Below are 13236 nucleotides of genomic sequence, written 5' to 3' on the forward strand. Positions count from 1 at the left end.
GGTCGGGGCACGCACTAGCGGGGGAGGACCCGTGCGTTCGTCCGATCGCTCGTTCTTATCCAAACGCGCCTCGACCGGCTTGATCGCGGGGATGTCGGCGCTCGCGCTCGTCGCGGGCATGACCACGCCCGCCGCGGCGCAGGCCCTGCCCGCGGGGCAACCCGCCGCGCAGGACACCGCGGCCCGCCAGATCAGCGCACTGCAGCGGCTCAAGCAGAACCAGAGCAAGGCCGAGTCCAAATTGGACAGCAAGCTCGCCGTTGAGCAGCGGCTGCGCACCGACCGCGCCGCAGCGGCTGCCCTCCCGCAGCTGCGCAGCGGCGTCAAGCTCTCCGCGACCGGCAGCGTCTTGGTCGACATCAGTGTCGACAAGGTCACTGACGACCTGCTCGGCGCGCTGACCAAGTCCGGCGCGGGCATCCGCGCGGTGTCCACCGGTCTGGGCGAGATCCGCGCCGACGTGCCCTTCGCCGCCCTCACCGGCATCTCCGGCCGCGCCGACGTGCGCCGGGTCGACACCGCGAGCGGCGCCATCACCGCCTCCGCCCGGTCGAGCAAGGCCCCGGCGCGGCAGGAAACCAAGGAGCAGAAGGAGGCCAGGGTCGCCGCGGCCGTCCAGTCCGCCGTCGCGCAGCGCGGTTCGGCCGCGCTGGTCACCAGCGAGGGCGACCGCGCGCACAACGCCGACACCGCCCGGGCCGAGTTCGGGGTCACCGGCGTCGGGGTGAAGATCTGCGCCCTGTCCGACGGTGTCGACTCCCTCGCCGCCTCCCAGGCCGCGGGTGAGCTGCCCGCCGTCGACGTGCTGCCCACCCAGGAGGGCGACGGCGACGAGGGCACCGCGATGCTGGAGATCCTGCACGACCTCGCCCCCGGCGCCGCGCTCGGTTTCGCGTCGGCGTTCAACAGCGAGGCCAGCTTCGCCGACAACATCCGCGCCCTGCGCCAGCAGTTGCACTGCGACATCATCGTCGACGACGTGCTCTACTTCGTCGAGTCGCCGTTCCAGGACGGCCTGATCGCCCGCGCGGTCAACGACGTCACCGCCGACGGCGCGCTCTACTTCTCCTCCGCGGGCAACGAGGGCAACGTCGCCGACGGCACCGCGGGCCACTGGGAGGGCGACTTCCGCGACTCCGGCCGCATCGTCGGCAAGTTCGCGGGCACCGCGCACGACTGGGACCCCTCGGCCACCACGCAGGTGTTCCAGCCGATCTCCAACGCGTCCTCGGCGCAGGTGCCGGTGACGCTGCACTGGTCGGACCCGTTGGGCGCCTCGGCCAACGACTACGACCTGTACCTGTTCGACCGCACCGGCAACGTCGTGACCTTCAGCCAGGACGTGCAGGACGGCGAGCAGGACCCGTACGAGATCCTGCAGACGCCGACCTTCGGCGGCACCGGCCTGCGGCTGGCGGTCGTGAAGTTCCACGGCGAGAACCGCTACCTGTCGCTCTCGGCGCTGCGCGGCCGGTTCACCGACTCCGCCGACGGCCTCAAGGCGTTCAACACCCCCGGTGTGACCGTCGGGCACTCCGCGGCCAAGCAGGCCTTCAGCGTCGCCGCCGCGCCCGCGGCCGGTCCGCTGCCCTTCGACCTGGAGCCGGGCGACCCGGCCAACCCGCGCGGCCCGTACCCGGGCTCGTTCAGCGCGAGCTCCGCGCTGGAGCGCTTCTCCTCCGACGGCCCCCGCCGGGTCTTCTACCACGCCAACGGCACCCCGATCACCCCCGGCAACGTCGGCTCCACCGGCGGCGAGGTCCGCGCCAAGCCCGACATCACCGCCGCCGACGGCGTCCTCACCAGCGTCGACGGCTTCGACCCGTTCTTCGGCACCTCGGCCGCGGCCCCGCACGCCGCCGCGATCGCGGGCCTCGTGCTCTCCGGCAACCCGGGCATCGCCCCGGCGGAGGTGCGGGAGGCGCTGGTCAACACCGCGCTCGACCTCGGTCCGGCGGGCTTCGACGGCCGCACCGGCGCCGGGATCATCCTCGCCGACCGGGTGCTCGCCTACACCGGCGCCAGCCCGCAACCGCGGGCCCTGGCCCAGAACCCGACCATCGCCCCCACCGACGGCGGCGACCTGGTCGACCCGGGCGACACCGTCTCGGTGACCCTCCCGGTCGCCAACACCGGCGACGCCGACGCGGTCTCGACCAGCGTGGTCCTCACCTCCCCGACGGCCAACGTCGTGGTGACCCCGCGGTCGCAGAACTACGGCACCATCCCGAAGGGACAGACCGTCAGCCGCGTCTTCACCGTCCGCGTCCCGCTGAGCCACCCGGTCGGCACCCCGGTCGTCCTCGACGCCCGAGTCACCTTCGCGGCCGCCGCGTCCCCGACCCGAGCGTCGTTCAGCTTCTCCGTCGGACGTCCTTCGCCGGTGGCACAGGACTTCGCGTACTCCGGCGCGCCGGTCGCCATCCCGGACAACAACCCACTCGGCGCCAGCGTCTCGATCCCGGTCAGCGGGGTTGGCCGCGCGTCACGGGTGACGTTCTCGGTGGACGGGGCCACTTGCAGCACCGCTACCGGGGCCACGACCGTGGGCCTGGACCACACGTTCGTGGGTGACCTGGTGGGGACACTAACCGCGCCCAACGGTGCGGTAGCGACCCTGCACAGCCGCAGTGGTGGCGGCGGCAACAACTTCTGCCAGGTCGTGTTCGCCGACTCCGCCACCGCCGCGTTCTCAACGGTGACCTCGGCCAACGCACCGTTCACAGGAGCCTGGCGCCCGGTGACGGCGCTAAGCGGATTCGCAGCTGTGGCAGCGGATGGCGTGTGGACGTACAAGGTAGTAGACGCCGCAGGCGGTGACGCCGGTGCGATTCGGGCGGTGTCGCTGCACGTGAACGGATACTTGACGCCGCCGCCTGGCGGCTGATCAAGGGGGGTGGAACGGCCGCTCGGCACTATGTGCCGGGCGGCCGTGCCCGTTGTGCCTCATGGTGTTCTTGCCGTTGCCGCTGCTTTGGGTTGTTGCTTGTGGTGGCTGCGGTTGGCGGTGTTCGTGTCGGATCTATCGCTGCTGAGCTCTGGTTATCCACAATGGGCCTGGTTGTCCACAGACGCTGGTCGGCGCTGTTGTTCTGTTGGTGTGTCTCGGTAAGCTGTGTATTGGGGGGTCTTTCGCACGGTTGATCTTGAGTTGTCGGCTGCGGGGGTTGTTTGTCTACAACGGTTCTGGTTGTCCACAGGCTTCCGTCGCTGCTGCCGTTCTGTAGGTGCCCGCCGGTAGGCTGTGTATCGGGGGCTCTTGCGTCAGATGATCTTGCGGGGCTGGTTGTTGTTTGTCCACAACGTCTTCTGTTGTCCACAGGGCGTCGTTCGCTGCTGCCGGTGTGTCGGGGTGCGGCGGTAGGCTGTGTATTTGGGGGCTTTCGATCAGGTTGATCTTGACGTCAGCCGTGGTTGGGAGTGCGGGGCAAGGGATTCGGGCCTCCGCCTTCGGCTCCGGTGGTCGGCCTCGTCGCCTGGCGGCGAGCTCGGCCACCGGGATCGGACGCCTCGTTGCCTGGCGGCAACCTCGGGCCCGATCCGCGACAATGCGAAGAGCTCGATGGGGTGGACCTGTTTTGCGCGGGGCCCCTACAACACCCGTGCTGGGCCTAAAAGCTGGGGGCCAAAGAGCCGGCCCAGCCAGCCGCCAACGAGGCTACGGGTGTTGTCCCCCCACGCAAAACAGGTCCACCCCATCGAGCATTTGGCACCAGCGAGTCCGACTGTCCAGGCGCTGGGTTGGCAGGGCAGCCGAGAGCGGGCTGAGATGGCACCGACGGGTCCGACTGTCCAGTGGTTGGCACTGTGGGTTGGGGCGGACCTGACGGGGGACGGGATGGCACCGGCGGGTCCGAGTGTCCAGTGGTTGGCACTGTGGGTTGGGGCGGACCTGACGGAAGGTCAGTGGCACCGCTGGGTCTGAGTGTCCAGGGGCTGGGGCGTGGTGGGATGAGGACAAACGGAGAGGTTGGGGAGGTGGGCGATGAGTAGGACTTGGACCGTCCCGGGGGGAGGGCGGGCGGTTGAGGTTGAGGTGGGGCGGGTTGGTGGGTGGTTCGCTCGCTTCGGTGATCGGCATGGTGGGGTTGTGGGGACGCGGCTTGGGGAGACTGAGGTTGTGTGCACCGCCGCCGATGGGGCGACTGCGAGCGTCAAGGTGCCCTTTCCGCCTCTAGTGGCAACAGGACAGCTGCCGGGGCTTGCCATAGAGCCTCTGCTCGAGCATCTCGCCGTTCCACGCAAGGTTGGGTTGATCCTCGTAAGGCGCGGCGGCCACAGCTTGGGAGTGGTGGAGCCTGGCAAGGTCCTGTTGTCCCGAACCGACCGTCACCACGTGCAAGGGCGTAGTGCGGCAGGGGGCTGGTCTCAGCAGCGGTTCGCCAGGCGGAGGGAAGGGCAAGCGCGGCAGGCGCTAGAGGCGGCGGCGAAGGACATTGTGGAGGTGTTGTTGCCGCGCATTGGTGAGCTTGACGCGGTTGTGGTGGGGGGTGATCGGCAGGCGGTAGAGGTGTTGCGGGGTGATCGGCGGCTTGAGGCGGTCTTCGCGATCGCGCAGGAGCGGGTGTTGGATGTGGCCGAACCCCGCCGATCCGTTTTGGAGGATGCGGGGGAGCGGGTGTTCGCGGTGGAGATCGTGGTGTGGGACGCCTGAGGGGCTCACAGCGGACGCACAGGTTCGTGGCGCACAGTGGGGGCGTGACAGAGACACCTGCGACGGGTCGGAGCGTCAGCTTGGTGGTGGCGGGGCTCGCGGGGGCCGTCCTGCTGCTCGTCGGTGGCATCGTCGGGTACGCGATCGGCCACGACGCGGGGCCGGACCGGCCCGGACACTCACGGCACGACCGCCCGCCCATGCCGCGAGACGCACAGCCGCGCGGCCAGCGCCCGCACAGCCCACCCAGCCAAACCCCGACCAGCGTCCCGCTGCCGACGCCGACCACCCAGACCCCCACCAGCTAGACCCCCGGGGACCAGTTCCAGACCATCGCCCAGCCCTTCAGGGCCTGACCCGGCGGGCCACACCCAGCAGACCCGCCAGCTGGACTCCGAGTGCCCGGAGTCTTGATCCGGCGGGCCTGCCTTGGGCTGGATCCATCCAGCTGGGCGCCGAGTGGTCAGACCCCGGCAGTCAGGCGCCGGGCGGCTAGCCCAGGGTTCCGGTCGCGAGCAGGCCGCCGTCCACGCGGATGGTCTCGCCGGTGATCCAGGACGCGTTCGGCGAGGCCAGGAAGGCGACCAGGTCGGCGACGTCCTGGGGGGTGCCGAGGCGTTTCATCGGGTAGACGGCCGCGGCTTCTTCTTCGCGGGTGGCGTACAGGGCCGTGGCGAACCTCGTCTTGACCACGCCCGGCGCGATCGCGTTCACCCGGATCCCCGGGCCCAGTTGCCACGCCAGCTCCTCGGTGAGCCGCACCAGGGCCGCCTTGCTCGCCCCGTACGCCCCGATCACCCCGGTCGAGCGCAGCCCGGCCACCGAGGCGATGTTGATCACGGAGCCGCCGTGCTCGGCCAGCCACGCGTGGTAGGCCAGCTGGGTGAACCCCAGGGCCGCGACCACGTTGGTGTCGAAGACCTTGCGCACCGCGTCCAGGTCGGCGTCCATCAGCGGGCCGTACACCGGGTTGATGCCGGTGTTGTTCACCAGCACGTCCAGCCCGCCCAGCTCGGCCACGGTCCTGGCCACGACCTCGGCGCGGTCCTCGCCCACCCCGGTGTTGCCCGCCACGGCCAGCACCCGCGCGCCGGGCACCTCGGCCGCGATCGACTCGGCGGCCCGGTCCAGGTCGGCCTGGGTGCGCGAGCTGATCGCCACCGCCGCCCCCCGCCTGGCGAGCTCGGTGGCGATGGCCAGGCCGATCCCCCTGCTCGCGCCGGTGACCAGTGCGGCCTTGCCGGTGAACTCCGCGGTCTCCATGACCCGACTGTAGCCGGCGGAATCGGGGTGGCGCGCCACGGTTAGACTGGACCCGTGGTTCTCGCCGCAGGGTTGCAGGAAGTCTGGGCTGTGCTCATCGACTGATGGGCAGGCGGGCTCGCGGGTCACGGCACGCGAGCGGATCACCCCTGCCCACGACCACCCCACCCACGGAGCTTCGCCTTGATCACCGCAACTGACCTCGAACTGCGCGCGGGCTCGCGCATCCTGCTCTCCGACGCCTCGTTGCGCATCCAGGCGGGGGACCGGATCGGGCTCGTCGGCCGCAACGGCGCGGGCAAGACCACCACCCTGCGCGTGCTGGCGGGCGAGGGCGAGCCCTACGGCGGCGACCTGCGCCGCACCGGCGAGCTCGGCTACCTGCCGCAGGACCCGCGCGAGGGCGACCTGTCGGTCACCGCGAAGGACCGGGTGCTCTCCGCGCGCGGGCTCGACGAGCTGCTGCGCGAGATGGAGAAGGCGCAGACGGCCATGGCCGAGCACGCCGACGACTCCGTCCGGGACAAGGCGGTCCGCAAGTACGGGCGGCTGGAGGAGCGCTTCGCCGGGCTCGGCGGGTACGCCGCCGAGAGCGAGGCCGCGCGGATCTGCTCCAACCTGGGCCTGGCCGACCGGGTCCTCACCCAGCCGCTGAGCACCCTCTCCGGTGGTCAGCGCCGCCGGGTCGAGCTGGCCAGGATCCTGTTCGCCGCCTCCGAGGCGGGCGCAGGCGGCGGCTCCGGCACGATCCTGCTGCTCGACGAGCCGACCAACCACCTCGACGCGGACTCCATCACCTGGCTGCGCGGGTTCCTCAAGGGCCACAGCGGCGGCCTGGTGGTCATCAGCCACGACGTGGAGCTGCTCGGCGACGTGGTCAACAAGGTCTGGTTCCTCGACGCCATGCGCGGCGAGGTCGACATCTACAACATGGGCTGGAAGCGCTACCTCGACGCGCGCGCCGCCGACGAGAAGCGCCGCCGCCGCGAGCGGGCCAACGCCGAGAAGAAGGCCGGGGTCCTGATGGACCAGGCCAACAAGATGCGCGCCAAGGCCACCAAGGCGGTCGCCGCGCAGAACATGATCAAGCGGGCCGAGAAGCTGGTCGCGGGCCTGGACGAGGTCCGCCAGTCCGACCGGGTCGCCAAGATCCGCTTCCCGGAACCGGCCCCGTGCGGCAAGACCCCGCTGCTGGCCGAGGGGTTGAGCAAGTCCTACGGCTCGCTGGAGATCTTCACCGGCGTCGACCTGGCCATCGACAAGGGGTCGCGGGTCGTCATCCTCGGCCTCAACGGCGCGGGCAAGACCACCCTGCTGCGGTTGCTCGGCGGCATGGAGACCGCCGACTCGGGCGAGGTCATCGCCGGGCACGGGCTGCGGCTGGGCTACTACGCCCAGGAACACGAGACGCTGGACCACGCCGCCAGCGTGTGGTCCAACATCCGGCACGCCGCGCCCGACACCGGTGAGCAGCAGTTGCGGTCGCTGCTCGGCACGTTCCTGTTCAGCGGTGAGCAGCTCGACCAGCCCGCCGGAACTCTCTCGGGCGGCGAGAAGACCCGGCTCGCGCTGGCCGGGCTGGTCTCCAGCGCCGCCAACGTGCTGCTGCTCGACGAGCCGACCAACAACCTCGACCCGGCCAGCCGCGAGCAGGTGCTCGACGCGCTGCGCCGCTACAGCGGGGCGGTCGTGCTGGTCACCCACGACCCCGGCGCGGTCGAGGCGTTGGAACCCGAGCGGGTGATCCTGCTCCCAGACGGGTCGGAGGACCACTGGTCCGCGGAGTACCTCGAACTCGTTCAGCTCGCCTGAAATTGGCCGTTTTGCTGGGATCTTGTATTCAGAGATCACGCTGAGTCCCGCCTTCGGCATCGGCGGTGATCACCGGTTCGGGCAACCATTTGCTCGTCTCGTCTGGCATTTCGCGCGGCGGTGTTCGATCATTGCGGCGGTGGGGGCCACCCGTGGCCCCAGCCACTCGCGATGGAAGGCGGACAACGTGGCTGACCTCAAGAAAGGCGCCAGGATCACCGGCGCCCTGCGCGACAAGCTCGCCACCGACTTGAAGAAGAAGTACGAGAAGGGCGCCAGCATCAGGGCGCTCGCGGAAAGCACCGGCCGTTCCTATGGATTCGTGCACAGAGTGCTCTCCGAGTCGGGTGTGACGCTGCGCGGGCGGGGCGGGGCGACCCGGACGAAGAAGAAGTAACCCCGCCGGGGCGCGGCGGCGGCGGCTCAGGCCGCGCGCGGTCCGCCCGGCGGGCTGTCCACACCGGAGTCATCGGCCGGTGCGGACACCCCGGTTCCCACCAGGACCTGTCCACCCCGGCCGCCCAGGCCGAGGGCGATCGCGGCGCCCGCCAACACCACGGGGTACACCAAGTAGCCCCAGCGGGTCGCGGGCGCGAGCAGGATGGCCAGGCCGAGGCCGACCGCGGTGCGCGTCAGCGCGTCCCGTGCCGTCCTCGGTGGACGGACCAGGACCCAGGTCGTCGTGGCGGCGGCGGCCAGTCCCAACAGGACCAGAGCGGCGGCGTGACCGGCGGGACCCAACCCCGCGACCAGGTGCCCGGGCAGGGGACTGGACGCGGGCGAGGACGCCTGGCCGAGGCCGACCGGGAACTTGATGACGTGCTCGACGAACGACGTCGGGTCGGCCAGCAGCACGGGTAGCACCAGGGCCGAACCGACCGCGGCGAGCGCGGCGGTGAACGCGCCCAGCGCCCGCCACCCCCGGGTGGCGGCGATCCCGACGGCGAGCACCGCCACCGCGGGCAACGCGGTCAACTTCATCGTCACCACCACCGCGCCGAGCGCGCCAGCCCACAGCGGCGTGGCGGGACCGGCGCGGTAGGCGAGCGCGGTGGCCAGCACGACCAGCGCGATCACCGCGACGTCGTCCCCGGCCACGGCGAGGGTGAGCGCGGTCAACGGGCAGGCCAGCACCAGGTGCGCGGCCCGCACCGGCACGTCCGGCCTGCCCAGCGCGCGCCAGGCCAGCAGCAGGGCGACCGCGGTGACCACCAGGAACGCCACCCGGGAGTCGGTCAGCGGGTGCTCGCCCAGCAGCGCGCGCGGGAACCCGAAGACGGTCATCGACGGGCCGTAAGGGGTGTAGTCGTCGGGGTGCGGTGCCCGGCCCAGCGTGCTGAGGTCCAGGTACGGGGTGCCGTGCGTGACCAGCGCCCGCGCCGACCGCTCAATTACCCACACCTCGGGCTGCGCCGGGAACGACCACGGCCACGGACCCCAGGTGAACGTCGGCGAGCGGCGCCACGCCAGGTAGAGCAAGGGCGCCACGGTCGCGACCACGGTCACCACCCACACCGGCAGCCAGCGGGAACCGCGCCCGGTGAGCGCGATCCGCGTGGTGAGCAGCAGGGCGGCGAGGTAACCGGCGGTGGCGAAGTTGCCCCACACGCGGTAGCCGTAGAACTCCGAGCCGAACGCGGAGACGAGGGCGAAGGCGAGGAAACCGCCGTAGACGGCGAGGTCCAGCGAGAGCGAACGACGTGCGGGAGCGCCCTGCATTCCTCCGCCGTCCTCCTAGTTCGCGTCGGACCCAGGCTACCGATCCCCCGATTGGCCCTGCCGCGGGGGCGTGGTGGGAACGTCTGGACCACCCACGGCGTTGGATGTCCTCGGCTGGGTGTGCTGGATGGTGGGGAGGGGGAACCGTGGACAGTCCGCGCAGGTTGATGGCCGGGGCGGTGCGGGCGGCCGACGCGCCCAAGGGGGTGCGCCGCGGGACCGTGCGGCGGGTGTGGCGGTTCAGCGCGCGGCACCGGCCCCGGCTGGCGCTGTTCCTGGCGTTGACCGTGGCGATCGCCGCGCTCGGCGTGACGACCCCGCTGCTGGCCGGTCGGGTGGTCGACGCGATCGTGGGCCGGGCGCCGGTGGGCACGGTGGTGTGGTTGGCCGTGCTGATCGCGGCGCTCGCCGTGGTGGGCGCCGCGCTGGGGCTGGCCGAGCGCGCCCAGTCGTCGGTCGTGGGCGAGGGCCTGATCTACGACCTGCGGTGCGCGGTCTACGCGCACGTGCAGCGGATGCCGGTGGCGTTCTTCACCCGGACCAGGACTGGCGCGCTGGTCAGCAGGCTCAACAACGACGTGATCGGTGCCCAGCGGACCTTCACCTCGACACTGTCCGGGCTGGTCGGCAACCTCATCCAGCTGATCCTCTCGCTCGGGGTGATGTTGACGCTGTCCTGGCAGGTGACCGTGCTCGCGCTGGTCCTGCTGCCGGTGTTCGTGCTGCCGACCCGGCGGATGGGGCGGCGGATGGCGGACCTGCAGCGCGAGTCGGCGGGGCTGAGCGCGTCGATGACCACGCAGATGACCGAGCGGTTCTCCGCGCCGGGGGCGACCCTGGTGAAGCTGTTCGGGCGGCCGGACGCCGAGTCGGCCGAGTTCGGCGCGCGGGCCGCCCGGGTGCGCGACATCGGGGTGCGCACGGCCATGGCGAGCCGTTGGTTCATGACCGGGCTGCAGTTGGTGTCGGCCTTGGCGCAGGCGCTGGTCTACGGCCTGGGCGGCTATCTGGCGCTGACGGGGCGCATCGCGCCGGGCACGGTCGTGGCGCTGGCGCTGCTGCTGACCCGGCTCTACTCGCCGCTGACCGCGTTGGCGAACGTCCGGGTGGACGTGATGACGGCGTTGGTGTCGTTCGAACGGGTCTTCGAGGTGCTCGACCTGGAACCAATGGTCGCGCAGAAGGCGGATCCGACGCCGCTCCCCACGGGGCCGGTGTCGGTTGAGTTCGCCGACGTGCGGTTCGGTTACCCGGCGGCGGACAAGGTGTCGCTGGCCTCGCTGGAGGACGTCGCTGTGCTCGATAGGCGCGGTGGGCATGAGGTGCTGCACGGGGTGTCTTTCCGTGCAGAACCCGGGCAGATGATCGCGCTGGTAGGGCCATCAGGCGCCGGTAAGTCCACCATCGCCAGCTTGGTCCCACGGCTCTACGACGTCGAGTCCGGCGCAGTGAAGTTGTCTGGTGTGGACGTGCGGGATCTCTCGTTCGCCGACTTGCGTACCGCGGTCGGCGTCGTCACCCAGGACGGGCACCTGTTCCACGACACCATCCTCGCCAACCTGCGCTACGCCCGGCCCGACGCGACCGACGCCGAGGTGCGGACCGCGATCGAGCAGTCCCGACTGTCCACTGTGGTGGACTCGCTGCCCGACGGCCTGGACACCGTGGTCGGCGAGCGCGGTTACCGGCTCTCCGGCGGTGAACGCCAACGGCTGACCATCGCCCGGCTGCTGCTGGCCCAGCCCGCGGTGGTGATCCTCGACGAGGCCACCGCGCACCTCGACTCCGAGTCGGAGGTCGCGGTCCAAGAGGCCCTCGCCGACGCGCTGCGCGGCCGGACGGCCCTGGTGATCGCGCACCGGCTGTCGACGATCCGCGCGGCTGACCTGATCCTGGTCGTCGAGGACGGCGAGATCACCGAGCGCGGGACCCACGACGCGCTGCTGGCCGCCGGTGGCCGGTACGCCGACCTGCACCGCACCCAGTTCACCCGCTCAGATCCAGCCCTCCTCCCAGGCGATGCGGGCGGCGTCGTGGCGTGAGGTGACGCCCAGCTTCGTCATCGCCGAGGACAGGTAGTTGCGGACCGTCCCGTGGGCCAGGTGCACGGCGGTGGCGATGTCGAGCACCGAACCGCCCGCCCTGGTGTGCCGCAAGACCTCCAGTTCGCGGGCGGTCAACGGGCAGGCGTCCTCGGTGAGCGCGCTCGCGGCGATCTCGGAGTCGACGTAGCGGGCACCCGCGTGCACGTCGCGCAGGATCGCGGCGAGCCGGGCGGCCGGGGTCGTCTTGGGGACGAACCCGCGCACCCCGGCGGCGAGCGCGCGGCGCAGCACCCCGGGGCGGGCGTGCCGGGTCACGATCACCACGGCGGTGCCCGGGCCGATCGCCCCCGCGGCCGCGATCCCGTCCCGGCCGGGCATCTCCAGGTCCAGCAGGGCGATGTCGGGGCGGTGGGTGGCGACCGCGGCCACCGCCGCGTTCCCGTCGCTGGCCTGGGCGACGACCGAGATGTCCGGTTCCAGCTCCAGCAGGGCCGCCAGCGCGCCGCGGATGAGGTCCTCGTCGTCGGCCAGTACCACCCGGATCACGGGATCCCCGCCTCGCCGACCAGGTGGAAGCCGCCCGGCTCGCGGTGGGTCCGCACGGAACCGCCGACCACGGCGAACCGCTCCCGCAGCCCCTGCAAGCCGCTCCCGGGTTCGGTGTCGCGCTCCTCCACGCCGTCGTTGGTCAACTCGACCCGCACCCGGCCCGCGTCGACCTCGACGGTCAATGAGCACTCCGCCGCAGCACTGTGCCGGAGGATGTTCGTCGTCCCTTCTCGCACGAGGATCCCGAACAAAGGCTGCAGCGGCGGCGGGACCTCGGTAGCGCTACCGCGCACAGTCGCGTTGATGCCTGCCGCGCGCAGGATGTCGACCGCGTTGCCTATCTCCGTGGAGAGACTCGACCTGCGGTAGCCATGAACGACTGCGCGGGTCTCTTTAAGTGCGGTCCTGGCCAACTCGCCCACCTCGGTCGCCTGCACTCGGGCAGCCTCGTCGTCGTGCCCGATCAATCGCGCCGCCAGCTCGCCTTTAAGCGCGATCGCCTGGAGGTGGTGGCCCTGGATGTCGTGTAGTTCCGCGGCGAACCGCAAGCGCTCCTCGGCCACGGCGAGCTCGCCCGCGACCCGACGGGCGCTGTCGAGTTGGCGAACCATGGACCACAGCCACACCTGCAGGACGTTGCAGAACAAGACGAACGGCACCAGCAACGCCAGCACCAGCACCCAAGCCTCCGAAGCGGCGCCGCTCGGTTGCCCCGACAGCTGCTCCACCCCGTAGCCGGACAGCCCGACCGCCAGCCCGCTGGCCACCGCCAGCGGCCACCGCCACCAGCCGCTGACCACCGGCAGGTACGCGCCGATCACCATGCTGCACGGCAGCGCCCAGCCGATGCCCAGCGGTGCCTGCCACTGCGCCAGCCACCACGCGGCCGTCGTGATCACCACCGTCGCCGCGACCTCCCCGCGCCGCCGGGTGGCCGTGCGCAGGTCCGGCATGCTGAACCCGCTGATCCGCACGTACTGGACGAGCCCGAGCACCCCCGCCGGGACCAGCACCGCGGTCGTGGTGCCGCCGTAGCGCAGGCTCATCAGGTCCAGCAACAGGACCAGCGCGGTCATCGACGCGGTGAACACCAGGGTGACCACGATGTAGCGCCGGACCCGGTCGAGGAGGTTGTGCGCCAGTCGGTCCACGGGGTGAATGTAGGGGGAAAGCGCGGCGAGCGTGGTGGGGGCG

At 71.4% G+C, this 13236-nt stretch carries 10 protein-coding genes; 6 read left to right on the top strand and 4 right to left on the bottom strand.

The annotated features are described in order from the left end of the window. The first annotated feature begins 118 nt into the window (after positions 1-118). The 3 genes from LV75_RS04510 (at position 119) to LV75_RS04520 (ending at position 4962) form a co-directional block, all read left to right on the top strand. Positions 119-2887: a S8 family serine peptidase gene (locus LV75_RS04510; RefSeq protein ID WP_372504139.1), complete on the top strand. Its 2769-nt coding sequence runs from the start codon at positions 119-121 to the stop codon at positions 2885-2887. Between the two features lie 1098 nt (positions 2888-3985). Beyond that, positions 3986-4654 carry an acVLRF1 family peptidyl-tRNA hydrolase gene (locus LV75_RS04515; RefSeq protein WP_253885329.1) on the top strand — a complete coding sequence of 223 codons (669 nt, stop codon included), beginning with the start codon at positions 3986-3988 and terminating at the stop codon, positions 4652-4654. Positions 4655-4698: 44 nt separating this feature from the next. After that, a complete protein-coding gene (locus tag LV75_RS04520) occupies positions 4699-4962 on the top strand; it encodes a hypothetical protein (protein ID WP_253885330.1) in 264 nt (87 codons plus the stop codon). Positions 4963-5146: 184 nt separating this feature from the next. Here the strand turns inward: LV75_RS04520 and LV75_RS04525 are convergent, their stop codons facing one another. After that, positions 5147-5917: an SDR family oxidoreductase gene (locus LV75_RS04525; RefSeq protein ID WP_253885331.1), complete on the bottom strand. Its 771-nt coding sequence runs from the start codon at positions 5915-5917 to the stop codon at positions 5147-5149. Positions 5918-6100: 183 nt separating this feature from the next. On the opposite strand from LV75_RS04525, the gene LV75_RS04530 reads away from it, so the two are divergent. Together LV75_RS04530 and LV75_RS04535 are read left to right on the top strand one after the other, a co-directional pair. Then, positions 6101-7729: an ABC-F family ATP-binding cassette domain-containing protein gene (locus LV75_RS04530; protein ID WP_253885332.1), complete on the top strand. Its 1629-nt coding sequence runs from the start codon at positions 6101-6103 to the stop codon at positions 7727-7729. Positions 7730-7916: 187 nt separating this feature from the next. After that, complete coding sequence (locus tag LV75_RS04535) at positions 7917-8126, top strand: helix-turn-helix domain-containing protein (protein WP_092780245.1); 210 nt, start codon at positions 7917-7919, stop codon at positions 8124-8126. A gap of 26 nt (positions 8127-8152) precedes the next feature. On the opposite strand, the gene LV75_RS04540 is transcribed toward LV75_RS04535, so the two are convergent. Next, a complete protein-coding gene (locus LV75_RS04540; protein ID WP_253885333.1) occupies positions 8153-9448 on the bottom strand; it encodes a glycosyltransferase 87 family protein in 1296 nt (431 codons plus the stop codon). Positions 9449-9615: 167 nt separating this feature from the next. Here LV75_RS04540 and LV75_RS04545 point away from each other — a divergent pair, with 167 nt between their 5' ends. Further along, entirely contained in the window at positions 9616-11490 is a 1875-nt protein-coding gene (locus LV75_RS04545; protein WP_301318710.1) for an ABC transporter ATP-binding protein, read from the top strand. Here the strand turns inward: LV75_RS04545 and LV75_RS04550 are convergent. Both LV75_RS04550 and LV75_RS04555 read right to left on the bottom strand, forming a co-directional pair. After that, positions 11443-12039, bottom strand: coding sequence for a response regulator transcription factor (locus tag LV75_RS04550; protein ID WP_253885335.1), 597 nt, complete (start codon positions 12037-12039; stop codon positions 11443-11445). The genes LV75_RS04545 and LV75_RS04550 overlap by 48 nt on opposite strands. Further along, positions 12036-13193, bottom strand: a complete 1158-nt coding sequence (locus LV75_RS04555) for a sensor histidine kinase (RefSeq protein WP_253885336.1) — start codon at positions 13191-13193, stop codon at positions 12036-12038. Before LV75_RS04555 ends, LV75_RS04550 begins: the two co-directional genes overlap by 4 nt. Positions 13194-13236 lie beyond the last annotated feature (43 nt).

The organism is Actinokineospora diospyrosa (genome assembly GCF_024171925.1).
In the GTDB taxonomy this organism is placed as follows: Bacteria; Actinomycetota; Actinomycetes; order Mycobacteriales; family Pseudonocardiaceae; genus Actinokineospora; species Actinokineospora diospyrosa.